At 47.5% G+C, this 25,275-nt stretch carries 23 protein-coding genes; 6 read left to right on the forward strand and 17 right to left on the reverse strand.

All coding sequences use genetic code 11. From position 1 onward, the window contains the following. Window positions 1-156: 156 nt before the first annotated feature. Complete coding sequence (locus tag ACFI32_RS04180) at window positions 157-1,641, forward strand: M16 family metallopeptidase (protein ID WP_462625245.1); 1,485 nt, start codon at window positions 157-159, stop codon at window positions 1,639-1,641. 61 nt (window positions 1,642-1,702) lie between these two features. Continuing rightward, a complete protein-coding gene (locus ACFI32_RS04185; RefSeq protein WP_462625246.1) occupies window positions 1,703-3,247 on the forward strand; it encodes a M16 family metallopeptidase in 1,545 nt (514 codons plus the stop codon). An 88-nt stretch (window positions 3,248-3,335) separates the two neighbouring features. Here the strand turns inward: ACFI32_RS04185 and ACFI32_RS04190 are convergent, their stop codons facing one another. Next, entirely contained in the window at window positions 3,336-3,842 is a 507-nt protein-coding gene (locus ACFI32_RS04190) for a hypothetical protein (protein WP_462625247.1), read from the reverse strand. A 341-nt stretch (window positions 3,843-4,183) separates the two neighbouring features. Then, window positions 4,184-5,104, reverse strand: a complete 921-nt coding sequence (locus ACFI32_RS04195; RefSeq protein ID WP_462625248.1) for a D-Ala-D-Ala carboxypeptidase family metallohydrolase — start codon at window positions 5,102-5,104, stop codon at window positions 4,184-4,186. Window positions 5,105-5,502: 398 nt separating this feature from the next. Between ACFI32_RS04195 and rodA the strand changes: the two genes are divergently transcribed. After that, window positions 5,503-6,645, forward strand: a complete 1,143-nt coding sequence (gene rodA, locus ACFI32_RS04200; protein WP_462625249.1) for a rod shape-determining protein RodA — start codon at window positions 5,503-5,505, stop codon at window positions 6,643-6,645. 759 nt (window positions 6,646-7,404) lie between these two features. Continuing rightward, entirely contained in the window at window positions 7,405-8,019 is a 615-nt protein-coding gene (locus ACFI32_RS04205) for a septal ring lytic transglycosylase RlpA family protein (protein WP_462625250.1), read from the forward strand. 133 nt (window positions 8,020-8,152) lie between these two features. On the opposite strand, the gene radA is transcribed toward ACFI32_RS04205, so the two are convergent. From radA to surE, 15 genes are all read right to left on the reverse strand, one after another. Then, window positions 8,153-9,595 (reverse strand): DNA repair protein RadA, encoded by a 1,443-nt coding sequence (gene radA, locus ACFI32_RS04210; protein ID WP_462625251.1) that lies wholly within the window; start codon window positions 9,593-9,595, stop codon window positions 8,153-8,155. Window positions 9,596-9,902: 307 nt separating this feature from the next. Continuing rightward, the gene (gene lptB, locus ACFI32_RS04215; RefSeq protein WP_462625313.1) at window positions 9,903-10,613 is read right to left on the reverse strand and encodes an LPS export ABC transporter ATP-binding protein; all 711 of its coding nucleotides are present in this window, start codon (window positions 10,611-10,613) and stop codon (window positions 9,903-9,905) included. A gap of 178 nt (window positions 10,614-10,791) precedes the next feature. Continuing rightward, entirely contained in the window at window positions 10,792-11,274 is a 483-nt protein-coding gene (gene lptA, locus ACFI32_RS04220; protein ID WP_462625314.1) for a lipopolysaccharide transport periplasmic protein LptA, read from the reverse strand. A gap of 191 nt (window positions 11,275-11,465) precedes the next feature. After that, on the reverse strand, window positions 11,466-12,059 hold the full coding sequence (gene lptC, locus ACFI32_RS04225; protein WP_462625252.1) for an LPS export ABC transporter periplasmic protein LptC: 594 nt from the start codon (window positions 12,057-12,059) through the stop codon (window positions 11,466-11,468). Further along, window positions 12,056-12,616 (reverse strand): KdsC family phosphatase, encoded by a 561-nt coding sequence (locus tag ACFI32_RS04230; protein ID WP_462625253.1) that lies wholly within the window; start codon window positions 12,614-12,616, stop codon window positions 12,056-12,058. The genes lptC and ACFI32_RS04230 overlap by 4 nt, the downstream gene beginning before the upstream one ends. Before the next feature lie 128 nt (window positions 12,617-12,744). After that, window positions 12,745-13,737: a KpsF/GutQ family sugar-phosphate isomerase gene (locus tag ACFI32_RS04235; protein WP_462625254.1), complete on the reverse strand. Its 993-nt coding sequence runs from the start codon at window positions 13,735-13,737 to the stop codon at window positions 12,745-12,747. A 186-nt stretch (window positions 13,738-13,923) separates the two neighbouring features. Next, window positions 13,924-14,460: an RNA chaperone Hfq gene (gene hfq / locus ACFI32_RS04240; protein ID WP_462625255.1), complete on the reverse strand. Its 537-nt coding sequence runs from the start codon at window positions 14,458-14,460 to the stop codon at window positions 13,924-13,926. A gap of 357 nt (window positions 14,461-14,817) precedes the next feature. After that, the gene (gene miaA, locus ACFI32_RS04245) at window positions 14,818-15,948 is read right to left on the reverse strand and encodes a tRNA (adenosine(37)-N6)-dimethylallyltransferase MiaA (protein ID WP_462625256.1); all 1,131 of its coding nucleotides are present in this window, start codon (window positions 15,946-15,948) and stop codon (window positions 14,818-14,820) included. A 30-nt stretch (window positions 15,949-15,978) separates the two neighbouring features. After that, a complete protein-coding gene (gene mutL / locus ACFI32_RS04250) occupies window positions 15,979-17,655 on the reverse strand; it encodes a DNA mismatch repair endonuclease MutL (RefSeq protein ID WP_462625257.1) in 1,677 nt (558 codons plus the stop codon). A 58-nt stretch (window positions 17,656-17,713) separates the two neighbouring features. Next, complete coding sequence (tsaE, locus tag ACFI32_RS04255) at window positions 17,714-18,208, reverse strand: tRNA (adenosine(37)-N6)-threonylcarbamoyltransferase complex ATPase subunit type 1 TsaE (RefSeq protein WP_462625258.1); 495 nt, start codon at window positions 18,206-18,208, stop codon at window positions 17,714-17,716. Beyond that, window positions 18,201-18,803: a 6-pyruvoyl trahydropterin synthase family protein gene (locus ACFI32_RS04260; RefSeq protein ID WP_462625259.1), complete on the reverse strand. Its 603-nt coding sequence runs from the start codon at window positions 18,801-18,803 to the stop codon at window positions 18,201-18,203. Before ACFI32_RS04260 ends, tsaE begins: the two co-directional genes overlap by 8 nt. A 313-nt stretch (window positions 18,804-19,116) precedes the next feature. Beyond that, a complete protein-coding gene (locus ACFI32_RS04265) occupies window positions 19,117-19,455 on the reverse strand; it encodes a RidA family protein (RefSeq protein ID WP_462625315.1) in 339 nt (112 codons plus the stop codon). A 98-nt stretch (window positions 19,456-19,553) separates the two neighbouring features. Beyond that, window positions 19,554-20,801 (reverse strand): NAD(P)/FAD-dependent oxidoreductase, encoded by a 1,248-nt coding sequence (locus tag ACFI32_RS04270; RefSeq protein ID WP_462625260.1) that lies wholly within the window; start codon window positions 20,799-20,801, stop codon window positions 19,554-19,556. A gap of 284 nt (window positions 20,802-21,085) precedes the next feature. Continuing rightward, window positions 21,086-21,841, reverse strand: a complete 756-nt coding sequence (locus ACFI32_RS04275; RefSeq protein ID WP_462625261.1) for a LysM peptidoglycan-binding domain-containing M23 family metallopeptidase — start codon at window positions 21,839-21,841, stop codon at window positions 21,086-21,088. Window positions 21,842-21,922: 81 nt separating this feature from the next. Further along, on the reverse strand, window positions 21,923-22,771 hold the full coding sequence (gene surE, locus ACFI32_RS04280; RefSeq protein WP_462625262.1) for a 5'/3'-nucleotidase SurE: 849 nt from the start codon (window positions 22,769-22,771) through the stop codon (window positions 21,923-21,925). Window positions 22,772-23,286: 515 nt separating this feature from the next. Here surE and ACFI32_RS04285 point away from each other — a divergent pair. Both ACFI32_RS04285 and ACFI32_RS04290 read left to right on the forward strand, forming a co-directional pair. Beyond that, a complete protein-coding gene (locus ACFI32_RS04285) occupies window positions 23,287-23,730 on the forward strand; it encodes an MCR_0457 family protein (RefSeq protein WP_462625263.1) in 444 nt (147 codons plus the stop codon). A 360-nt stretch (window positions 23,731-24,090) separates the two neighbouring features. Beyond that, a complete protein-coding gene (locus ACFI32_RS04290; protein ID WP_462625264.1) occupies window positions 24,091-25,260 on the forward strand; it encodes a D-alanyl-D-alanine carboxypeptidase family protein in 1,170 nt (389 codons plus the stop codon). Window positions 25,261-25,275 lie beyond the last annotated feature (15 nt).

Genomic DNA, 25,275 nt, shown 5'->3' on the forward strand with positions numbered 1-25,275 from the left:
ACTCTTTATATCGAAAATAGTAGGCAGCAGTAGGTATACTGCCCACTTTGCGCTACTATTGTTTGCAGTTGCTTATATCATTATTATGCATCGCGTTTGACTGGGACATGCTCCCAGCTTGCGCCGCTGATGTCATTATCAATCATAGAGAATACCATGTCCTCATCTGTATCCTTACGCGTCGCTTGTGCGCTTGCCCTTGCCGCTACTTTATCCGCCTGTCAAACCAGCGCATTACATAGCAATACCACTGCCACGACAACGAATCCTGCCGCAACGCAAAAAACTACTGATCATCAAACCAATGCACCAGAGGCTTTGGCGATGGACATGTCAGGCCGTCATGAATACCAATTAGAAAATGGCCTCAAAGTCATCGTTAAAGAAGATCACCGCGCCCCTGTGGTGATGACTCAGATATGGTACCAAGTGGGTTCAACCGATGAGCCAAAAGACAAAGGCGGCATCTCACATTTGCTTGAGCACATGATGTTTAAGGGCACACCAAAGGTGTCCAGCGATGACTTTGAGCGCTTGATTGCCAAGTTTGGCGGGGTCAACAACGCCTTTACCAGTTATGACTATACAGGCTACTACGAGCTGTTCCCCGCCAACCGCTTACCATTAGCGCTTGAGCTGGAAGCCGATCGTATGACTAATTTGCGCTTTGATGCCAAAGCCTTTGCCAAAGAGCATCAGGTGGTGATGGAAGAGCGTCGCCAGCGTACCGATGACAATCCTTTAGCCAAAGCTTACGAGTCCTTTCGACTGCTGGCGCTACCTGATAGCCCCAAAGGTGAGTCGGTGATTGGCCCGATGGCAGAACTTGAGTCGATCACACTCTCAGAGCTTAAAGACTGGTACCGCACGTGGTATGCGCCTAATAACGCCACCTTGGTCATCGTTGGCGACGTCCAACCTAAAGAAGTCTTAGCGCAGGTCAAACGCTACTTTGGTGAGCTGACCACCAGCGAGCTACCCAACCGCCCCAGCGTGCGCCAAGCGCCGTTCAATGGTTATCAAGAAGTGACTTCAGAGCAAGCAGTACAAGTCCCAGTGTTGATGATGGGCTATAACGTACCCAGCCTATCCACCACAGCCGCGAAAAACGAAAAAGAAGCCTACGCCTTGTCACTGGCGCAAGATGTATTAGATGGTGGGCTATCAGCGCGTTTAGAGAGCCGCTTGATACGTGAGCAAGGACTGCTGGCGACTGTCGGAACCTCTTATGACCTGCTTGATCGCGGTGATGGGCTGTTTTTGATTCAGGCAACACCGCGTGAAGGGGTGAGCCTAGAACAAGCGCAACAAGCCATCACCACTGAGATCAACAAGCTGGCCACCGATCCCATCGCCAATGACGAGATCAGTCGCGCCAAAACCAATACCATCACGGGGCTGATTTATGCTCAAGACAGCATGCAAGGACAAGCCCAAATGATTGGCTCACTACAATCTATCGGCCTTGATGATCGCCTGCTGGCCAATCTACCCACTAAACTTGATGGCGTGACGGTAAAAGACATTCAGGCAGCAACAAAAAAATATCTGGTCAACGACAATTTAACCGTGATGCATGTGGTGCCCCCACAGTCGGCGGCAAAAACCACAGACGACAACCAGCCAGCAAGCCGCCAATGATGACCAAGTAATGGCATGACACATCACACGGCCCTTATAAGAACACGATGATAAGAAGATCATGATGACTGAGCAAACCTATAATACCCTTACCAAACCAAACGCCACGCCTCCAAAGCGCAATCCTCGCTTACGTGTGCTGGGCGTAGGCATCGCTATCAGTATGGCGTCCATAACCTTAGCAAATACATCGGCACATAGCGCGTCAGAATATGGCGAGCGCCATCTTGACGCAAGTGCAACCGTAGATGCCAATACGCCAATTGCAGCGTTATCTACCTTAAGCAGTGTCAAAAACGTCAAACCGTTACCACTCACTGTACCAACAATTGAGCACTTTACCACCACATCAGGCGTACCAGTGGCCTTTGTGCGTGCAACCACCCTGCCTATTGTCGATGTGGATCTACGCTTTAACGCAGGTAGCGCCCGCGATGGCAGTATACGTCAGCAAGGCTTTGGCATTGCCAATATGGCTGCAACCATGCTCACTCAAGGGACAAGCCAGATCGGCGAAGATGACTTTACGCGCGCGGTAGAAACGTTAGGAATAAACCTCAATAGCAGCGCTTATAAAGACATGTTTGTTGTCTCCTTGCGCAGCCTCTCTGATGACGCGCATCTTACGCCCGCACTTGACTTGATGACCCAGATGCTCACGCAGCCCACCTTTGATCAGCAAGTTCTTGAGCGTAATAAGGCACGTTTATTGGTTGGCCTACAGCAGCAAAAACAAGATCCAAGCAGTCTTGCCAGCATTGCCTTTAACAACGCTTTATATGGCGATCATCCGTATGCCCACCAATCAGCAGGCACACTCGATAGTGTCCCAAGCCTCACCCGCCAAGATTTGACTGTTTTTCAAGACCGCTATTTGGTTGCGGCCAATGCGTCACTGGCCATCACAGGCAACCTAACCCTCAAGCAGGCAAAAACGCTGGCTGATAACCTCACCGCGAATCTGCCAGCAGGTCAAAAAGCCGCCGCCCTACCCGAGCCAACACCGCTAACCAAAGCGCAGCACATTCATGTTCCCTTTCCCAGCACCCAAACCACCGTGCTAATGGGACAGCTGGGCAACAAGCGCGCCACTGATCCACAAGCGCAGCAGCAACAAACCAACTTTGCAATCGGTAATGACGTCATGGCAGGTAGCGATTTTAACGCGCGGCTGATGACAGAGGTGCGCCAAAATCTTGGCTACACTTATGGTATCTCAGGCGGCATGAATCCCATGCTGGCACGTGGCCCCTATCAGATCAGCTTCTCGACCCGTAATGATAAAGCGCGCGCGGCGATTGATGCCAGCTTGGCGGTGATTAATGATACATTAGAGAATGGCATTACCCCGTCTGAGATGCAGCTGACCACAGACAACCTTAAAAACAGTTTCCCTATGAGTTTTGCCAGTAATGCTGGTATCAATGGTTTGCTTGGCATGATGAATTTTTATCAACTGCCAGACAGCTATCTTGCCGACTATACCACCCGCATTGACAATGTGACGCTGACAGGTATCAATCAAACCCTAGGTGATACCTTAACGCCAGACAACTTCTTAATCGTCACCGTTGGTCAAGATGATCCGTGGAAAACATCGAAGTAAAGAGGTAATGGTATCAATGTGAGAAGATGATATTGTTAAAAAACAAAGGCAACCAACCAGCGATACAAAAAGAAGCATGTAGGCTATTTTAGTCTGTAATCAGAATCTCAACATCGTACGTGATGTTTTTGGCTTCGGACGCAGGGCCTTCGTATGATAAGCGTATTACATGCTTGTCATACGAAGTCACGGTGTAAGGGCCATTGGCAAAGTCATGTATGCTAGGTACGATAAGCACCGCTTCGATTTGATCGTTATTGACCATCATATCAATAGACTGATTGGTATTGGGATATAAGAAATAATCACAATAGTCATCTGTCATCACCTCAGCTGACCGGTTGATAACCGCGCGGTTTACTGTCTGCTCAACCAACTTTGGACACACGTCGGCACGATTAGAAGCCAAACGTGCATGATAGTCATTGATACTGCGCTTTATCGCGGCCACTTCTTGCTGCTGACGACGTCTATGCTCATCATTATCAGTCATTTCAGGCGAGCTACAGGCCGCAAGCTGCACGCCAATGAGTAGTGCGGTTGTTTTTTTTACCCACAATATCACGCGGGCTTGCAGTTTAAAGACCGAACTCACCTCTGTCCTACCTATCATGTGTACCTATTATCTATGTTTTGGATGCTGGTGCTTATCTGGCGGTATGCTTTGACGAAGCAGTCTCGCCTGTAAGCAATAAAAATAACCTGTTAGCGCAAAGGATAAACAATCATTGGCAATAATTCAAACGCTAATGATTGCCTGAGTCCACCTTTTGACGGTGACACGTTGCCATATTGCAGATTTAATCATAATAGATATTCGTGACCATCACACAAAAAAAAGCTGCCAAAAGGCAACTTTTTTAGGTCGATATCATAGACAGTGTTCAGTTATATGAATCTCATTTGTCTGCCTATCGTTTCAACTAAAAAAACGCCCTAGTAACGACAGGCTGAGCTGTTGGTCGCATGGTTAAACCCCCATTTGCGGTAGCCTTGAGTATCCAAATGAACCGCGCCTGTAGCATATAAGCCTAGGCCGAAGTCATGCGACTGGCCTTGGTATTGCCAAAACTGACACAAACCATCTTGCATCTTTCCCAATAGCCACGGGTTATCCTCGTAATCAGGTACCCAAATATCCATAGCGCCTGCGGTCAAATGCTTGCTACTCTCTGCGCCGCCAGCACACTCATTGAGTGACGGACTGCGATATACCGAACGAATCTCGGTACTGCGGGGCAAAATGCCTTGGCTTTTGAGCGCGCTGTAGAGGCGTAATGTCGGTACGATGTTTAACCACAGCGCTTCTGGCGGCAGCTGATACGGCTCATAGCCGCATTTTTCCCAGCTGCGTGCAGTGGTCAATAGCTGATCAAGTGGTGGGACGTTTTGTGCACCGACTTGGGTGCTTAGATAACGCTGATAACGGGTCACCTGCTGGGCGCGGTAGCGATCGCGGTTCAGCCAGCTACTAAAATCTGGAGCACGGTTGCCGCTATCATCATTGGTATGATATGACACGTTGGCTGAGCGGCGATTGATATTTACGCGTTGGTTTTCTTCTATCAACAATCTGGCATCATCATCGAACTCACGCTGCTTTTGCGCGATCAATCCCTGCATACTGTCACCGCCGCTCATGATGTTACGTGCTGCATGCGTATTGTCATCGCTGCCATAATCGCTGTTGCTGCTATTGCTGCTTGGCTGCATATTTGCTGTACTGCTGGGACGAACTTGGATCGTACGGGTGGTGTCGTTATTAATAATAGCGGCATGAGTGCCAATACTCCCGCCCATCATCATCAAAAGGAATAGCGGTTTGATGGCGCTACGTATTTTTTGAGCAGTATTCATCCTATTGCTATAGCATTGATTATAATTAATATTATCCTCGGTATAAGGGCGCAAAATAAATGAGGGTACAGCCACAGATACAGGTATAAAGAGAAGATGGCGGACAGATATCATTGGGGGTCATAACCACTAAAAACATGGCTTCGATACTATCAAATTTTTGATAGGCAGGCTAAACTATTGCTTAATTCAGCCCTGTAATGATGCGTTATTAACATTTATCCTCATCATTTTTGACAATCATGTGACGTTGATTACCTTCACGTTACGTGCGCTGCAATCGGTATTGGTTATGGTGTAGAATCTATCAGATACATCGGGTATACCTGCCCTGATTTTATCCTATTGCTGCGTAGCCATCTGTATAACTTGCCCTTTTCCAATAAGTTTTTATTTCTATGTCCCCACTGCCGCAGCATCGCTTCTCTTATCAACGCCAACATTTGGGGCCAGACAGTGATGCCTCTTTTTGGCAGCGTCTGCATATTGATCCGTGGATGACGTTGCTATTATTGACCGTTTGCTGCATTGGTCTGACCATCTTATACAGCGCCTCGGCGCAAAGCGAGAGTTTGGTGATCAGGCAGATGATCAGCTACGGGGTGGCTTTTACGGTCATGTTTGTGATGGCGCAAATACCGCCGAGTTTTTATCGCATCATGACGCCTGTGCTTTATGTGCTGGGCATCATCCTACTGATATTGGTCGAACGGATTGGTGAAGTGCGTATGGGCGCGCAGCGCTGGATCAGCATACCAGGTTTTGGCAGTGTGCAGCCCTCAGAGTTTATGAAACTGGGCATGCCGATGATGTGCGCGTGGTTTTTGTCCAAACGTGAGCTACCGCCCTCGATACCCAGTGTGCTCATCACACTTGTCATCATCATCGTGCCTGTATTGCTGATTGCCAAACAGCCTGATTTGGGCACCTCGCTGCTGGTCGCCGCCAGCGGCATCTTTGTGCTGTTCTTGGCAGGATTGTCATGGTGGATGATCAGCGCCGCTATCGCGCTATCTATACCCTTTATCACTTTTGCATGGTATTTTTTGCTACATGACTATCAGCGCACGCGGGTATTGACACTATTAAACCCTGAAGCCGATGCCCAAGGTGCAGGCTGGAACATCATCCAGTCTAAGACTGCGATTGGCGCAGGCGGATTATCAGGTAAAGGCTATCTAGAGGGTACCCAGTCGCATTTGGATTTTTTACCAGAGGGTCATACTGACTTTATCATTGCAGCTTTCTCTGAAGAGTTTGGTCTGTTTGGTGTATTGCTGCTACTGGTGATTTATGCCTGTTTGCTATGGCGAGCGCTATATATTGCTTTGTGTCATCCCGATCATTATAGCCGCTTACTGGCAGGTGCGATTGCAATGTCCTTTTTTGTTTATATCTTTGTCAATATCGGCATGGTCGGCGGTATTTTGCCTGTGGTTGGTGTGCCGTTACCGTTTATCAGTTATGGTGGTACGGCGATTGTTACCTTGATGGCAGGTTTTGGTTTGCTCATGTCCATTCATACTCACAAGCCCAATTGAACCTAGTTTTAGGCTTAACAAAGACTGAGGCAGGCCAAAAATAATATACTTTCAATAGTAGCGTCCATTGCTGCCATCATGGTTGCCAAGCATCACAAAAGCGCAAGTTTCGTTAACATTATCTTAACAATATCAGGTTGATAGCATCGCTGCTATTTTATTTAACTTATTGTTATTTATAATAAATATATAGAACACCTACTCTACCACCATCTAACGTAGCCACGCTTTATATTTTGTACCCATCATTTTTATTCCTTGTTTTTTACAAAAATTTGCGTTACCCTCTTTCTACTGTGAGGTGTGATACACAACCCATACACAGCCACTAAAAAAGTTAGCATTTAATTATACTTAAGTCGCAGCCTATCCGTATAGTGAGCATCTAAGTTTTCAAAGGTACTACCTAAGTAACGGATTATTAACAAAGCGCTACGTAACCCTGTATCAGCTGACAACCAACGCCTGATATAGACGATATAACATTAACCGTTTGACTCGATTTTGGCGCTTGCCATAAGAATATGCATCTACAACCGTTTGTATTCTTATGACAATCAATTAAGAAACTTATCCATATTTCACCCTTTATGATTGCCATACTTGCTTATTCACCGCCTAAGATGCGATATATAGCACAATTGACCCAGTAGGTCATCTGTATCGGCAATACGAACTCACCGCATCAAGATTGAAGATGACGCGTTCACACTCAGAATAATGAGCATAGAGGTTAAAATATCAGTTATAGAGGTATTTATGAATAAACGTCTGTCTGGTTTACTTACAATGTCAGTATGTTTGTTTGCTGGTACTGCAGCGGTCTCTACTGCCCAAGCAGTCGAAGCGAAAACTGCGGTGACTAGCTTGTCTCAAGACAATGCCGCACACATCGACCGTGTTCTTGGTGAGCTGACGCGTCAACATGATAGCGCATCAAGCTTGGTCAAATCTGCCCGTCAGCCAGCATCTTTGGCACTGAGCAGTCCGCTACTTGCCAGCGACACCGCGCAAGTGACCAACGACGAAGATGTTCTAGAGCGCTTGACCGCTGTGGCGTCAACGACTGTGAGCAAATTTAAGCAAACTGGTCTAGCGTCTTGGTATGGTCGTAAGTTTCATGGCCGTAAAACTGCCAGTGGCGATACCTTCGATATGAATGCGTTGACCGCAGCGCACCGTTCACTACCGCTAAACTGCTATGTTAAAGTGACCAACAAAAGCAACGGTAAAAGCGTCGTGGTAAAAGTGAACGACCGTGGCCCTTTCCATGGTAACCGTGTACTGGATCTGTCATACGGTGCTGCCAAGCAGTTGGGCATTACCAGTAAAGGCGTCGGCAACGTTTCTATTGAGCGTGTCGCCGGGCCATAATATTGAGCCTTGTGATTACCTTTATTTGTGATCACCTTTATTACAGTCACTTTAGTACCATAAAAGTGCCAGATCAAAAAAAGCCCCTGATATCAGGGGCTTTTTTGAGTTATAACGATTCAGTAAATAACCGTTATAACTCAAAAGCGCTTTGAATCGCATCGTCCAAGCGCTCTACCGCAATCACGGTAATGTCGTTAAACTGCGGCGAGTTTTTAGCGGGCGCATTGGCTTTGGGGATGATGGCATGCGTAAAGCCATGCTTCATGGCTTCTTTTAGTCGCTCCTGACCGTTTGGCACTGGGCGGATCTCACCGGACAATCCAACTTCGCCAAATACCGCAAGCGAGGAAGGTAGCGGTCTTTCTTTGATGCTTGAAGCACAAGCCAGCAGTACTGCTAAGTCTGATCCTGTCTCAATCACCTTCACGCCGCCGACCACGTTGACATAGACGTCCTGCCCACTGGTGTGGATGCCGCCGTGACGATGCATGACGGCAAGTAGCATTGAGAGGCGCTGAAAGTCAAGGCCAAGCGCCATCCGTCTTGGCTGCCCTTGAGAGTCATCTACCAGTGCTTGCACCTCGACCAACAGTGGGCGCGTGCCTTCACGACTGACCATCACCACCGAACCCGCAACTGGCTTATCGTAGCGGCTTAAAAATATCGCTGATGGATTGGCCACTTCTTTAAGCCCTAGATCGGTCATACCAAAAATACCCAATTCATTGACCGCGCCAAAGCGGTTTTTAACGGCGCGGATCATGCGGAAGCGAGAGTCAGATTGTCCTTCAAAGTACAGCACCGTATCTACCATGTGCTCAAGCACACGCGGCCCTGCCAGTGTGCCCTCTTTGGTCACATGACCGACCAAGAACAGTGCGGTACCCGTTTGTTTGGCATAGCGGGTCAAAATGGCAGCAGACTCACGAATCTGGCTGACACCGCCTGGTGCTGAATTGATGGCATCGGTATAAATAGTCTGAATCGAATCAATAATGGCAATGGCTGGCTGCTCTTGAGTTAACGCAGCACAAATGGTCTCAACGTTGGTCTCCGCCAGAACTCTCAATCGATCGGCAGGCAGGTCTAAACGCTTAGCTCGCATCGCAACTTGTGCCAACGACTCTTCACCCGTGACATACAACGCACTGCCTGCCAACGAGTCCTCACGTGCCATACTGGTCGCGGTTTGTAGCAAGATAGTCGATTTGCCAATACCAGGATCTCCGCCGATCAATACCACAGAGCCCGCCACCAAGCCGCCGCCCAGCGCCCGATCAAACTCACTGATCCCTGTCGGCAAGCGCGTGTCCAACGTGACACTGACCGCGTTTAGGGGCATGACTCCACTGTGCGATCCCGAATAGTTGCCTGCAGGCGCACTGGCATTGCCACCACGCGGTGCGGCGCGGCTATTGCTCTGCTTAGCAGAGGTTTTGTTATGGTGCGGTAAGCTGACATTGGGCGCTTCAACCAAACTGTTCCATTCGCCGCAGTCCGCACACTGCCCTGACCATTTGCCAAAATGGGCCCCGCAGTGCTGGCAGACATAGCTACTTTTATTTTTTGCCATAGATAAAAAACCTATTGATGTTCTATAAAAACTAGAGCAACCCTTTCAATAACAACATGACATTATGCAACGCTAAAAGTGACAGCATCTATAAGACAGCTTTTATCATCGATAACAGGCAGCTACCATCTTAATGCAACTGTGATTAACCGCAATGCCAAAACGCAAAAACACGTCATATACTGTCGTCTACAGTCATGACGTGTCGTTGATAAAAGCAAATAGGCGATCGTTGAAGAAATAGACCACCAATAAAGATCAGCCAGCGATCTGCACCATCCAGACCGATAAAGCACTCAGTAGATTATTAAACCTGAAAGTCTTTACCCAGATAGACATTTTTCACCAGCTCATTATCTAAAATATCTTGCGGCGTACCATCAGCAATGATAGCGCCCTCAGAGACGATATAGGCTTTTTCGCAGATGGCTAAGGTGTCACGGACGTTATGGTCAGTAATCAACACCCCGATACCGCGATTTTTTAGCGTTAATATCACCTCTTTAATATCACCGACAGAGATGGGATCAACACCTGCGAACGGCTCGTCAAGCAAGATGAATTTTGGATCTGCAGCAAGCGCACGGGCGATTTCGCAGCGGCGGCGCTCACCACCAGAGACGCTCATACCCAAAGAATGGCGCACATGCTCCAGATGAAACTCGCCGATGAGCTTTTCCAGCTCTCGACGCTGCTCGGTGTTACTCAGTGTGCGACGCGTTTGCAAGATGGCCATGATATTGTCTTCGATGGACAACTTACGAAAGATAGAGGCCTCTTGTGGCAAATAACCAATACCTGCACGGGCGCGCTCGTGCATGGCATATTTGGACAGATCCATATCGCCTAGCGTTACCCGACCTTTATCCATATTGACCAGACCAACCACCATATAAAAGCTGGTGGTCTTACCTGCCCCATTTGGCCCCAAAAGCCCGACCACTTGGCCTTGCTCAACCGAAAACGAGACATCTTTGACCACCCAGCGTTTGCCGTAGCGTTTGCCCAAATGCTGCATCACCAGCTGCGTGGTCGGTTGTGATTGATGATGACTATGGTTTTCGGCTATGGGACGGGACACATTCTCACTCATATCATACTCGTGTGATTACATACGTGGGCGCAGCGATAAACCATACATCGGCTCATCTGTCTATTTGCTGTCAAACTAGGCTTATTTAGCGGTCTTAATGGGTTTAGCGAATACCGCGCTGATCGTTATTATCGCTAGGCGGAAAGACCAACTCAACGCGCTGATTGCCGCCTGCTGTGGCTTCGACATCGCCCGCTTTTAGGCTATAACGAATGACATTACCCGCAAAGCTGGCACCATTTTGAGTCAATTTTGCATTGCCTGTTAGCGTGATGATGCCAGTGACCGCATTGTAGTCAATTTTGTTGGCTTGGCCTTTAGCCAGTCCCTTTTCAGGCGTAATCACTTGCTGCATGGTTGCTGGGCGACCTGTTGCTACCGCCGAGTTAATGCTGCGCTGCGGCGATAAATTCATGGTAATGTCATTAGCGGTCAGCTTGAGCGTCCCTTGCGTGATGATGACGTTACCGGAATAGCTGGTCACACCAGTACGCTCACTATACGTGGCTTTATCTGCCAGTAGCTTGATAGGCTGGCTGGCATCAGATGGCAGCGCATGACTATATAGCGGCAACGCGAGCAACATGACGGTCGAAAGAGCGCGTAAATAGTGCGGTATGGTGCTTTTGTGCTGAGTGCTTAGGCGCACCGTAGGCAAAACATCAAATTTCATAAACAATTACTCTCACAATGAGGATAGGATAAAGGTCAAGCCAAGCACACGCCGCAGCGCAACAATCAGGAATAAGATAGCATTTATATGGGTGGCAGAAGCCTTTAAAACAAGGCTTTGTCTTGGCGTTTCACAGGGTCAAAGCTGACGGCCACTTGCCCAAACTCATAATCGCCCGTTTCTAGATTGGCAGTCATGCTGGCAGCTTCAAAACGGTTCATGCCTTGTTCCACCTTGACAGGATCATTACTATAAATTTCGCCTGATTTGGTATTACCTTGCAAGCTCTGTCCAGTCACTTTTATAGGTTCAATACCGCCGCCTTGCTCTTGATCCACTTTGTCTTCGCTAATCAAGGTAAAGCCGCCAGAGAGCTGCAAGTCACCAGTTTGCTGATTGATGGCAGCACGGCCCGCTTGAATGCGATAACGCTGAGTCTCAGAGGGCTCCCAGTTCATGGTGATGCCTGACATCTCATCTTGATTGGTTTGCGGGTTGTGCTTGAGCGATTCGGCATTCAGCTCATACTCAAGATCCCCTTGATCGTTCGTTTGCACGGCTTTAATATCGGTCGCTTCATAGTCCACTTCGGAGGACTCAAGCTTGACAGGCGGACTGACCTCACCTTCTTGGGTAAAAAACCAACCTGCAATACCAGCAATGATTAAGGCCAGTACCACTAAAACACGGGTATTCACAGCGACGTATCCTTATCAGCACTTGCGGCATCATCAAGTATATAGTGCGCAATAAAATCTTGATAATGGTCGTGACCTTTTAAAATCAAATCACATACTTCACGCACTGCCCCATGTCCGCCTGCACGAGTGGTGACCATATCACTGCGGTTGACCACTTCAGAATGCGCGTTTGGTACGGTCGCCGCGAAGCCAACGCTTTGCATGGCTTTGATATCAGGCAAATCATCGCCCATATAAGCGCAGTCTGCATGGGTCAAGTCGATATCAGCCAGCAGTTCATTGAGCGCGACCAGCTTGTCATCACGACCTTGTACCACATGATCTACCCCAAGCTCAGCCGCGCGTTTTTGTACCATTTTACTGGTGCGACCTGTGATGATAGCAGTTGAAATGCCATAACGCGCCAATGATTTTACGCCAATGCCATCCTGCACAGAAAAGGCTTTGGTCTCAATACCGTTGGCATCATAAATAATTTGACCATTCGATAAGATACCGTCAACATCCAACACCAAAAGCTTTACCTTGCCTGCCTTTGTAATCAAGTCTTGCATATATCGCCCCTTATCTGATAATAATTATAAAATGATCATTATGAATCTATTGTTGATATCACACATTGGCAGCCAACCTTTAGCGATGCAGTATTAATATTATTTATACTCAGTCGCATGCCAAAACGTTATTTAACCCCTGCTTGTAGCAGGTCATGTACGGTAATGATGGCATCCAGATGTCCTACTTCGTCCATCACCAGCAGTTGACTAATGGCATGCTCATTCATCACGCTCAGCGCGTCTGAGGCACGCATCGATTTATTCACCTGACGCGGATTTTTGATCATGATCTCACGCATGGGCGTGGCCAAATCAATACCCTTTTCCAAACCACGGCGCAAATCACCATCGGTAAAAACCCCAACCACTTTTTGCATTTCGTCAGTCACGACCGTCATGCCCAGTCTGCCGTTTGACATGACAAACAGCGCATCATGTAGCGGCGCATGCTGGTCGATACGCGGCAAGTTTTCCGCCGACGTATGCATCAAGTCTTCTACCCGGGTGAGCAATTGACGCCCAAGGGCGCCCGCAGGGTGAGAGAGCGCAAAATCTTCTGAGGTAAAATCACGGGCATGCAGTAGTGCCACAGCCAGTGCATCGCCCAGCGCCAGCGTCGCTGTGGTGCTCGAAGTTGGTGCAAGTTTTAGCGGGCACGCCTCTTCTGACTTACCCAGTGTTAGCGCAATATCTGCAGCGCGTGGCAGCATACCACGTTGGTCACGGCTGATACTGATCAGCGGAATTCCCAGACGCTTGATAACGGGCAGCAGCATTTTGATCTCGTCTGACTCGCCTGAGTTTGAAATGGCCAGCAATACGTCCCCTTGTACCAACATGCCCAGATCACCATGCCCAGCTTCACCTGGATGCATAAAAAACGCAGGCGTACCAGTCGAGGCAAAGGTGGCAGCAATTTTGCGGCCAATCAGGCCTGACTTACCCATACCCGTCACCACCACGCGGCCTGCACAAGCCAAAATAATATCGCAGGCTTGCGCAAAGCGATCATCAATTTCTGCGGTCAATAGACTCAGTGCCGCTTTTTCAGTATTGATGGCATCAATGGCGTCGTGAATAAATTGCTGGTGCGGTAATGCGCGGGTAGCAGCGGTCATAGCGGGGCTCGATACGTGATAAATCAGTCGTTTATTTTACTATATTATACGCCGCATTAATAATGTGATGCACAATCTGTCACCACAGCGTCATAATACTCACACATCATCAAAAAAGACCCACTAAGTTAGCGGGCCTTTTGATATCATTTGGTTTGGGCAGATAACGAACTATATCAGCAATCGTTAATCTTCATTACCACGGTTATTGGTGTCTTCGTTGGGTTTATTGTCGTAGTCACCGTTATCAGAGGGTTGGTTAACATCACGATCAGCGCCTTGAGCAAAGCCGCCACGTTCAAAACCGCGATCTTGACCAAAGCTGCCGCGCTCAAAACCGCGCTCTTGACTAAAACCGCCACGGTTAAAGCCGCTGCGATTGGCAAAACCGCGCTCTTCAAAACCGCCGCCCATATTGCTACCACGCTCAAAGCCGCCACCCATACCACCTTGATAGCCCATCGGCCCACCTTGACCTTGCATACCGCTACCGGTAGGTGCAGTTGTACCGCTGCCGCGTGGGTTGCGCGCTGGTACAACCGTAGAAATGGCATGCTTATATACCATTTGACTGACGGTATTTTTGAGTAGCACCACATATTGATCAAATGACTCAATTTGGCCTTGTAACTTGATACCATTCACCAAAAAAATAGATACAGGAATGCGATCTTTGCGCAGCGAGTTCAAGAACGGATCTTGTAAGGTTTGTCCTTTTGACATGAATTCTCTCCTAGGTATATATCATTTATTATAAGTACTGATTTAATTATAATGATTGGTGGCAGATACCACCATAAACTTTATATGTGAAACGTATCTAAATACGTCCTATTTGACATTTTTTTATTATACATTATCTGGCAATCATGAGCCCGTTTGCTATAAAACAAGCGGGCTATCAATATTTACCAACAATTATTAAGAATAATTAAAAAATTGTAATTACTTATGCAGTTTTGGATTATACCAGCTCTTGTTATTGTTATTTGAAACTTCTTGTCAGTTATTCTTTACCAATCAGTTATTTTCTGCTCAATCACTGCCCATGTCCAACATGTCACCACATTCAGCTGGCAACTAGCACAGGTAACTGGCGGCTTGCGCCATGGTATTACAGGTTTTTACTGCTGGTACATTTTCGGTACGTAAGTCAGGAGATTGCATCGATAACTGGCTGATTTTTCGCAGCCATGTGTACTGCCGCTTTGCCAACTGCCTTGTGGCATATAGTGCCTTATTTTGCATTTGATAACAAGCAATCGCATCAGGTTGCTCGGATACTGGCATGGCGCGTACACGTTGTTGTTGCTGTTTGTTCATGGTTTTAAGTATCACGGCATGATCTTCTATGGGCGCAAAAGCACTATAAAACTGTGCTTTGTCCAAATGAGCAGCATCAAAAACAGGATGCTGAATGTGTACCAAATATTCCAATACTTGACGGTAGCCCACGCAGCGCATCGAGGCAAGATTGGGCGTTAAAGGATAGCGCTCAAGCAGTGCGATAACTTCAGCCACCAACCCTTCACTCCACATGATATCAAGGCGCTGACCAATACGCGTATGCAGCCAATCCCGATCAGGCAACACCGCTAGCGCATGCCACTGCTGCTCATGGTTGTGCGCCAAGGCGTGTTTGGGCTGGCGCTGCCATTCGCTCATCGGTGTCTGGGTCTGCTGGTACACCTCGACCGCGCGGCTGATACGCTGGGTATCACTGGGTTTGAGCCGCGCATGCGTGATGGGATCGACATGTTGCAGATAGTCATAAAGTGCACTGACACCCTCTGCCTGTCGCCACGCTTCTACTTGCGCGCGTATGCCCTCATCACTATCCGGTACGGCAGACAAACCGTCTAAAAGCGCCATGTAATACATCATGGTACCACCGACCAACAGCGGAATTTTGCCACGCTGATGACAGCCTTCAATCAAGCGTGCCACGTCGCGGACAAATTCAGCCACGCTATAGCTGTCCATCGGGCTGATGATGTCGACCAAATGATGTGGATAGCGTGCCAGCTCTTCAGTTGTTGGCTTGGCCGTACCGATATTCATGTCGTTGTAGATGAGCGCTGAATCCACCGAAATCAACTCGTAGCGCCCTGTATCGTATAACTCATAAGCCAGTGCCGTTTTACCACTGGCTGTCGGTGCCATCAGACACACCACACTATTATCAGAAAAACGATCAGCTACGGGACGCATACATTTGCCTTTGAATATTTTAGACAGTGGTTACAATGACGGGGATGATAGCATAAATGTCAGCAGCTGCTCAGTGCTGATGACGCTAAAGGCTTGCGTGCTAAGCGCTTGATTCATCTGCTGTGGCCAGTCATGTGCGCCGTTAACCGATCGCTCTGCTCGATGCGTATTTAGCTGCTCATTGATGACGGCCGCCGTTGGTAATATTTGCGTCTCACCCTCTATACCCATGTGCTGTTGCCAATCATGTAGACTGATCAGCATATATTGCTCAGCACAGCAAAACAGTAGCCACGGCGGTGAGGGTAGATCATCACTCCCACCATCACTTGGCCGCTGAGTGATGACACTCAAACACTGCGGCATATTTACCGTTTCAGCTTGTACCTCGTTATCTATATGATGAACAGGCTCAGCTTGTATAGCTGGTACAGGCTTTGGTATTCGAGATAACGTAGAGGCCTTTAGTACGTCGGAGACTCGATAAAGCTGCTTTGGCGCGCTAACTGCTCGCTCTTGATATGGCGTGAACGGCGATGTATCAGCGGTCTTTTCTCGTTGTTGAGGTGGCAAGTTTGTTTTGACAATATTTGGTTTATTATTGCTTAGGCTATTTTGTTTGTTATGATTGAGCATTAAGCGTACGCTGTGGCTCAGATGGGCCATGATATTGTTTAGCGCGCTAATTTTGATGCGTTGTTTACTGGGATGCACATTGACGTTGATCCACTGCTGCGGCAGCTCAAAATATAAAGCATAACCCAAATTAGCATATTCAGCGCTGCTGGCCAGTTGACGCAGCTGATTGCTGATCAAGGCTTCTTTCACCAAACGGCCGTTGATATAGAGCAGTTTGGCGGGTGCAGTCGCTGCGGTGTGTTGTGGCCACAGCCAGCCACTGATATGCGCGGTGCGGTCACGGCTGGGTGTACTGATCGCGGCCGGCTCCTGCTGTAATAAGCTGGATAAATCAATATTGATCTCTAACGCGCCATCGTTTAACGTCGTTTGGCCCAATGCCTGCTCAAGACATACAAGCGGCAGCTTGCTTTGTAAGTCAGAGGCAAAGAGCGCCAGCCGCTTTTTGTGGTCGTGAAATAGTGTCAGGGTAATATCAGCGTGCGCCAAGGCAATATCACGCACGATGGCCTCTATATGATTAAATTCAGTGGCCACCGATTTTAGATTGCCGCGCCGCGCAGGGACATTAAAGTACAAATCCTTGACGCGAACTGTGGTTCCGCGTTGCTGCGTGATGAGTGTGAGTTGCGGCGCTTCGGCCAACACGCCAGCGACTTGTAGCTGACGGCCAACACCGCTGTCGTCATAACTGCTGCTTAAGCTCAAGCGCGACACTGCCGCACAGGCTGCCAATGCCTCACCGCGAAAGCCAAGAGTACTGATGCCTTGCAAATGCGCCACATCCGCCACCTTACTGGTCGCATGGCGAGTAATGGCCATTCCCATGTCATCAGGATGAATCCCCACGCCATTGTCAACCACTTCGATCATCCCCATGCCACCTTGCGTGATATGAATCTCGATCTGGGTAGCATGCGCATCAATTGCGTTTTCTAGTAGCTCCTTGACCACGGCGGCAGGGCGCGTGACCACCTCCCCTGCTGCCAATTGGTTGATCAGCAAGGGTGAAAGTTTTTTGATACGGGCGCTTTCAGTACTGTCAGCACTGGTGGATAGATTTGGCATAAAGACTGGTTATTGGCCTGTTTGTATGGGTGATGTTTTGATACTCTATGGTAAGACGCTATAGCTGCAAGGCAGCAAGATCAAACCCTTGCGCTACCCGGGTTTTTGTTAAAATGACCTGCCGCGATTCATCATCCGCTTGAGTCATCTCAATCAGTAGCACAGGCGACGGCAAATAATGTTCAGCGCGGCTTGCCCATTCAATAATCACTAAAGACTCAGGCTCATCAAGATACTCATCAAAGCCAATAAATGACAACTCCTCTGGGTCTTGTAAGCGGTATAAGTCGGCATGGTAGACAGGCTTAATACTGCCATGATCTTGCTTGATATGATAAGGCTCGACCAGTGTATACGTTGGGCTTTTGACCGCACCCTCATGCCCCAGCGCTTGTAGCCAATAACGGGTCAATGTGGTTTTACCAGCACCCAAATCACCTGCCAGCCACACGCTGCCCGATATGGACAGCGCAGCCAACTGCTCGGCCAGTCGCTGCGTGTCTGCTTCTGAGCGTAAGCTGACCGTGACGGTATTTTTGGCTTGATTAAACATCGGGCTGCACCTGCATGGTCACTTCTGGATTGATAAACTGCTCACCGCTGATGAGCTTGTCATACATCTCTGGATCATGCCATTCGGCGCGCACTTGCGGACTAAAGGTGAACTCATCCAAGTGTAACTCGCCCATTTGAGCATTAGCCACATCATCTGCAAAACATTGCGCATAACCTGTGGCCGTCTCGTGAGCAATGACCGAATATACCTCGACATCCGCCTCCCCGTTTTGCATTTTGGTTTGCTGCAATATCTGCTGCGCCCAAAAAAATATCACCCGTGAAAACTGCTCCGCTGACGGTGATACTGGCAAGCTGATCCAGCGCGCACTGAACTTTTTGCAAGCGGCAATATATTCAGGGTCGTCTTTGCTCCAAAAGCATATGGCGTGATCGAAGCTATCAATGATGTCTTTGATTGAGGATTTTAATAGCCCAAAGTCATAGACCATTTGGCCGTGATCCAAACGCTTGGCCTCCAATATCAGCTCAATCTGATAGCTGTGCCCATGAATCGAGTGTTTGCAGCGCTCTGAGCTACAGTTACGCACGATGTGGGCATTTTCAAATTTAAACAGTTTACGAATACGCATAATATAACAACCAAAGCTGCAAGCAGCACTGTATAAGAAAAAAGAATCACTGATTTTATAATCAGCTTATGGAGATTCAATATATTAGGCATATTATAGCAAATCACTAGGTATCCGTAAGTAAGCGCTTATGGCTGAGCGCGTTCATTTAAGTCAGACCGCTACAAATGACGCATTTAGATCGCACTGATTCATTGCTCTACGCTCAAAACAACCTATCACTTATCCATAAAAAAAGGACACGATATTTATATCGTGTCCTTTTTTGGTGTTAACTGCTACGAGCAATCAAACCTTTATGTTCACCAACCGTTTACTGCGCGGCAGTGACAATCATTTCAACCAATAACTCAGGGCGCGCAAGTGCAGATTCGCCGCAAGCACGAGCAGGCGGCGTAATGCCTTCAAACCACTTGTCCCATACTTCATTCATGGCCGCAAAGTCGGCCATGTCTTTGATCCATACGGTCACAGACAACATTTTTGATTTATCGCTACCCGCTTCTTGTAACAAGCTATCGATTTTTTCTAGGCACGTCAATGTCTGTGCTTTGATATCATCTTCTGCATTGCCCACTTGACCACACAAATAGACGGTTTGGTTATGAATGACAATTTTGCTCATGCGTTGATTGCTATGTAACTTCTCGATCATGGATCTATCCTTAATAAAATGGTTCAAATCAAGCAGCCAGTGCTCATAACGGCTGACTGGCTGCTTGATTGTTAATAACTTAACAATGTTACAGATTACTTTGAAAAACGGCGCGCATCAAACGGCGTGACATTAACCGTGAGCGGTTTGTCATGGATCATTTCTTCAACCAAACGGCCAGTGATAGGGCCTAGGGTGAAGCCCTGATGACTATGACCAAAAGCAAACCATAGCTTATCATGCTGATGTGCTGGACTAATGACTGGTTTCATATCTGGCATACAAGGGCGTGACCCTGCCCATGCTTCATCTTCAACCGCATTATCGAGCGGTAGAATTTTGCGCGCCAGCTTGAGAACCGTTTGCAATTGACCAAAGTTTTTCGGTGCATCCATGGTGGTCATCTCCGCCCCCGTGGTGATACGAATACCTTGCTGCATTGGTCCCATCACAAACCCTTTATCCATATCAAACATACTGTGATGAATGGTGTTTTTGTCATCGATAGTAAAATGCTGATGGTAGCCGCGCATGGGGAACAACGGCAGGTCATAGCCGAGTGGCTTGATCAGCTGGTTTGACCATGGTCCTGCTGCAATGACCAGTTTGTCACTATAAAACACGCCTTTGTCAGTCTCAACTTTCCAGCCATCGTTTTCAGGCGTGATAGATTTGACATCACTTTCGGTCAACGTGCCCTGCATTTCTTGGAAGCTTTTGGCATAGGCCTTCACCAAAGCGCTTGGATTTGATACCTGCCAAGAGTTGAGCCAGTGAATAGCACCAACAAAACCATCAAAGTTGGCGTTTGGCTCTACTTTTTTAAGCGCTTCTAGGCTAAGTACGCGATGCTCAACCCCTTGTTGACGCGCATCAACAGCTGCTTTTGCAGCGGTTTGTAATGTTTCCTCAGAGCGATGCAACTGTAGCCAACCGTCACGGGTGATTAACTCCTCAGCATCCGAGGCACTGATCATCACTTGATGCTCACTGGTACAATGTTCAATCAGTGTCTGCCACTCAGATTCGATCTGTTTGACTGACTTAGGCGTTGAATACTTCCAGTATTGGAGCAAGGCTTGATGATAGCGAAACAGCGCTGGGATACGGTAGCGAATATCAGTGCCTTGGTTGGGCAATACGCGAATCATCTCTGAAATTTGGCGTGGGAACGGATGCGTATGAATGGCTTCACGTTGAATCAGACCTGCATTGCCATAAGACGTTTCAGAACCAGGTAGTTTTTTATCTAACAACAAAACCTGCGCATTATTCTTTTGTAGATGCCAAGCGATTGACGTGCCAACCATGCCAGCACCAATAACAATAACCTCATAACGCATAAAGTATCCTTTTCAGAACGAGTGATAGGAAAACAAGAAAATGATAGCACGCTATCAGGTGCAGATAGTAACGCCATTAGCGCCAACAATAAACCTCTATCTGCGAATTTTTTTTGTTGCTCATTACTTTTGGTAATGAATGGTTCACTCTTCAACAAAAACACCGCAAAAAACCCATCATCTATCTGCTACAAACACCTATTGCTGGCGCGATAACAGATCATGATGGGTTTGGTATTCAATACAACGGCGCTAACCGCCAGCCTCATATCAATGAGCGATTATTAACGGCCAAGCACTGCGCGAGGATCAATTGGATTACCGTTTAAACGCACTTGGAACTCCAGTCCCACTTGATTGGTTTGACCGCTACTGCCCATGCTGGCAATACGCTGGCCGCGCTGCACAGGATCACCCTCTTTCACCAGCAGTTGGCTGTTGTGCGCGTAGGCCGTGATATAGTCATCACTATGACGAATCATAATCAAGTTGCCATATTCTTGTAAGCCGTTACCTGCATACAGTACGGTACCTGACTGACTGGCCAATACTGGATCGCCCACTTTCCCTGAAAACCACATGCCAAGATTACCTGACTGTGCATCATAATTGCGGATGACAGGATTGCCGGTTGGATAGGCATAGCCTGAGGCGGCATTGGTAGCGTCTTCATAGCTGGGCGTTGCTGGCGTATTCATCGTCGGCTGCACAGTAGTCGCTGGACGATTATTGGTGGCGCGACTGCGTCCGCCTTCCCAAAGTTTTAACTTTTGGCCCGTGTAAATAGTGTATCTGCGATCTAAGTTATTGAGCGCGCCAATCTGGCGATAGTTCAGGTTATACTTTGAGGCAATCTGACTGACGGTATCGCCACGTTTGACTTGATAATAGTTGGGTACGCCTTGGGCATTGGTGGTGACCGTAGGACCTGATTGTGTCGACGTCTGATAGGTGGGCTTGGTGGCACAGCCAGCCATCATCATGATTGAACCGACGATAACGGCAGTCGCTAGCGGCGCTCCAGATATTAGCTTTTTCATACAAAGGTTCCTGTTTTTTATATTACTCACGAGCATCAGATGCTGTCATACATCGCAGGCTCAATCATACCAATACTTTAGTTAAAAATCAGCCATTTGTAATGCCAAATCTGATAGTGAGGCCAATGTTGATGCAGCAACATGATGCAACCTGACTGGTGAGAGACTGATATAACCTGATGTGACCGCTTGGTTATCAGTATCAACCTGCAATGTCGTTGACCCATTCTGTACAAGCGCACGGGACTCTTGGCACGCGCTATCTTGCGGCGACTGCTGACACTTACGCAGACTGAGCCAGTAGGCATCACGACCACGGGGGTCAACGACCTGATGTACAGGGCGCGCCAAACGATTGTGGCCTAAACGAGTCATTTTGCGACCTTTGATAGCACCCATCTGCACGTTTGGGACATTGATATTGAGCACATGATACGGCAGTTGTTTGATTTTTTCTAATATGTCGGTTTCGCTAATCAGTTTGGCAATTTCATCAGCAGCAATTGTATAGCCGTCCAGTTGATCTTGGCCGTCACCTTTGATCACGCCACCAACCAGTGAGCTGGCAATGGCTGGTATGCCAAACAGCTGCGCGGTCAGCGCCGCACCAAACGTACCAGAGTACATCACATCTTGACCAAGGTTTGCGCCCGCATTGATCCCTGTAATGACACAATCAAAGCTGATATCACGATACAGCTCATGTAGCGCTAAGTAGACACAATCTGCAGGGGAGCCATTGACTGCCACAAATCCTGAGGCCAGCTTCTGTACGTATAGCGGCTGAGAAATGTGCAGTGCGCTGGCGCAGCCACTTTGCTCTGTCTCAGGCGCGACGACGTACACCGCGCCGATAGTAGAAAGTGCCTCATATAATGCCAGTAGTCCTGGTGCATGCACCCCATCATCATTACTGATCAAAAAATTCATAGTTATTGAGCCTCAATATTCCTAAACCGTTCATCTAGTTCTGTGTTTTTTCATTGCCAATCATTGTTATAATAAACCTATATTGGCAGCCAGTATTGCGTTGATAACACTTATTTTTATATGGCTACCTCAATCTGTTGTTGTGTTTTGGGTGGTAGCTATTAACAAAAAACCGCCTCAAGCTTAAGGAAGATCATCACCGTCAGTCACAATAATGTGATGACAGTGATCTATTGTAGTAACGCTACGTCAAAGCGATTATACCCCAATGCCTTACTTCCATAAACTCAGACCATGTAGGGCATAGTGTTGTTACAAGAATCAACAATATGCGTAACAATGTGGTTTGCTTGCTTAAGGCTCAAGTAACTTGCTTGCTGATACAGCAGTTATGTTGCTATACAGCAGGCTCAGGTCACAAGATATCTACACATCAAGCGATATATCATGTGACTTTTATTTTTTTTCCTATTACCATAACCTCATTAAATTATGCAAAGCGGGTGTGATACCGAATGAAGAATCAATCGATATTAGCTATAGTTTCTGTTGTAACAAAAACAGCATCCAAAGTAGGCCTTGCTGGGTTGATGACCTCTATCGCGTTATTGTCTCAAACAGCCAGTGCCGCGAACAGTACCAGTACAACGCCAACGACCATTCCACTTGATATGTCTGGCATGAATATTACCAAACACGAAATCGCAGTTATGCAGGTATTGTCTGAAATTTGTCCACCTATGCTCAGTAACAACCAAAAACAGCGCTTTTACAAATCATATAATGTACAACTACATGAATTAATGCCCTCTTTAGATGACCCAAAAGCAGCCATTCAATACCTCTCAACTCAGCAAGATTATCGACAGATTCTACAAAGTATTCGCAGCTGGACAATGGGATTTTCCAAGCAAGATAATAAAGCGTTATGTGAAGACTTAGCCAACGCAGAATTTTAAACAGTGCTGACAAGCATTGATGAGGAGACACTGAACACAGTCACTATCAATACCTAGAGCATGTCCTCAATCTGAACACAAGTATCTACACAACAACTTACCGCGCCTCTATCGCACTGGCACGGTAAGTTTTTTTGTATCTGATTACCATTGACAAATACCGCAGGTTGTATCGTCTGTTGCTGCCTGTTATATTTTAGATTATTCTGGCGGGCGCGATTGAGGCCTTATTTACCTGCAGTGCGACTGGTATCGCCCTTGGTATAAGACATCTATTTTTTAGATTGGATATTGAGTGTAGAAGTACCCTCTCTTATCCAGTAACCAGATATATTGATTTTTATGATGTGGTGTATATTTATGAGCGTAACACGTATGAAGCGAAATATAATGCCATTAACTGTTGGCATCATGGTGTCTGTATGTACCATGGTGAGCCATGCAGCCACCCAACCTCCAGAACTAGACAACAAAGCTTATGTCTTGATGGACTATAATACTGGGGAAATTTTAGCGCAAAAAAATGCCGACCAAGCGCTACCGCCTGCGTCACTGACAAAAATGATGACCAGCTACATCATTGAGCAGCGTTTGGCATCAGGGGATCTCAAAGAAGATGAACCGATATTGATGAGTGAAAACGCATGGTGCCGCGGTAGCAGCACTCAGTCGTGTATGTATGTACCAGTCAATACCAATGCCAGCGCTATCGATATGCTACGTGGCATCATCATTCAGTCAGGCAACGACGCCTCGAAAGCGATGGCTGAGCATATCGCAGGAAGCGAAACCTCTTTTGCAGCACTCATGAATGAGCAGGCCAAGCAGCTGGGGATGACGCAGTCGCACTTTGTTAACGCCACAGGCATGCCCGCTGAAGGTCATCAGGCCTCTGCTCGTGATTTGGCCATATTGGCACGTGCGATTATCAAAAATAGTGGCCAGTATTATGACCTTTATTCTGAAAAATCATTCACTTTTAATGGCATCACACAAGGTAACCGTAATGCACTACTTGCCACAGACCCAACTGTAGATGGCCTAAAAACAGGCCATACCAATGCAGCTGGTTATTGCTTGGTGGCGTCTAGTGATCGCGATGGGATGCGCCTGATATCGGTGATTATGGGTACCAAAAGTGCACAAGCACGCGCCGATCAGTCGCGCGCCTTACTAAACTGGGGTTTTGGTCATTTTACCACGGTTACCAAAGCCCCTACTGGACAGTTTGTCAGTAAGCTGCCAGTCTGGCTTGGGGAAGATAAAGAGGTTGCACTGGCGACCGCTGATCATTTGCAGGTACTGACTACCAAAGCCCAAAAAAATAAGATCACTACCGTGGTAGATGTACCTGACAGTATTGAAGCACCGATTAAAAAAGGGCAGAAGATTGGACAGATGATGGCAGTAATCGATGGTCAGGCCGTAGCTGCCGTGCCTATTGTGGCCACTGACGATGTGGCACAATCTGGTTTTTTTAATCGCGCTTGGCAACATGTCGTGCGCTGGGTACAAGGATTCTTTGCTTGATTAGACCTCTTGCAA

Source organism: Psychrobacter sp. PSi21, from assembly GCF_054960615.1.

What these genes read in the sequence shown, in the direction of transcription:
- ACFI32_RS04180 (WP_462625245.1), top strand. Translation starts at nt 157, where the DNA reads ATGTCCTCATCTGTATCCTTACGCGTCGCTTGTGCGCTTGCCCTTGCC.
- ACFI32_RS04185 (WP_462625246.1), top strand. Translation starts at nt 1,703, where the DNA reads ATGATGACTGAGCAAACCTATAATACCCTTACCAAACCAAACGCCACG.
- ACFI32_RS04195 (WP_462625248.1), bottom strand. Translation starts at nt 5,104, where the DNA reads ATGAATACTGCTCAAAAAATACGTAGCGCCATCAAACCGCTATTCCTT.
- rodA (WP_462625249.1), top strand. Translation starts at nt 5,503, where the DNA reads ATGTCCCCACTGCCGCAGCATCGCTTCTCTTATCAACGCCAACATTTG.
- ACFI32_RS04205 (WP_462625250.1), top strand. Translation starts at nt 7,405, where the DNA reads ATGAATAAACGTCTGTCTGGTTTACTTACAATGTCAGTATGTTTGTTT.
- radA (WP_462625251.1), bottom strand. Translation starts at nt 9,595, where the DNA reads ATGGCAAAAAATAAAAGTAGCTATGTCTGCCAGCACTGCGGGGCCCAT.
- lptB (WP_462625313.1), bottom strand. Translation starts at nt 10,613, where the DNA reads ATGCAGCATTTGGGCAAACGCTACGGCAAACGCTGGGTGGTCAAAGAT.
- lptA (WP_462625314.1), bottom strand. Translation starts at nt 11,274, where the DNA reads ATGTTGCTCGCGTTGCCGCTATATAGTCATGCGCTGCCATCTGATGCC.
- ACFI32_RS04230 (WP_462625253.1), bottom strand. Translation starts at nt 12,616, where the DNA reads ATGCAAGACTTGATTACAAAGGCAGGCAAGGTAAAGCTTTTGGTGTTG.
- ACFI32_RS04235 (WP_462625254.1), bottom strand. Translation starts at nt 13,737, where the DNA reads ATGACCGCTGCTACCCGCGCATTACCGCACCAGCAATTTATTCACGAC.
- hfq (WP_462625255.1), bottom strand. Translation starts at nt 14,460, where the DNA reads ATGTCAAAAGGACAAACCTTACAAGATCCGTTCTTGAACTCGCTGCGC.
- miaA (WP_462625256.1), bottom strand. Translation starts at nt 15,948, where the DNA reads ATGCGTCCCGTAGCTGATCGTTTTTCTGATAATAGTGTGGTGTGTCTG.
- mutL (WP_462625257.1), bottom strand. Translation starts at nt 17,655, where the DNA reads ATGCCAAATCTATCCACCAGTGCTGACAGTACTGAAAGCGCCCGTATC.
- tsaE (WP_462625258.1), bottom strand. Translation starts at nt 18,208, where the DNA reads ATGTTTAATCAAGCCAAAAATACCGTCACGGTCAGCTTACGCTCAGAA.
- ACFI32_RS04260 (WP_462625259.1), bottom strand. Translation starts at nt 18,803, where the DNA reads ATGCGTATTCGTAAACTGTTTAAATTTGAAAATGCCCACATCGTGCGT.
- ACFI32_RS04270 (WP_462625260.1), bottom strand. Translation starts at nt 20,801, where the DNA reads ATGCGTTATGAGGTTATTGTTATTGGTGCTGGCATGGTTGGCACGTCA.
- ACFI32_RS04275 (WP_462625261.1), bottom strand. Translation starts at nt 21,841, where the DNA reads ATGAAAAAGCTAATATCTGGAGCGCCGCTAGCGACTGCCGTTATCGTC.
- surE (WP_462625262.1), bottom strand. Translation starts at nt 22,771, where the DNA reads ATGAATTTTTTGATCAGTAATGATGATGGGGTGCATGCACCAGGACTA.
- ACFI32_RS04285 (WP_462625263.1), top strand. Translation starts at nt 23,287, where the DNA reads ATGAAGAATCAATCGATATTAGCTATAGTTTCTGTTGTAACAAAAACA.
- ACFI32_RS04290 (WP_462625264.1), top strand. Translation starts at nt 24,091, where the DNA reads ATGAGCGTAACACGTATGAAGCGAAATATAATGCCATTAACTGTTGGC.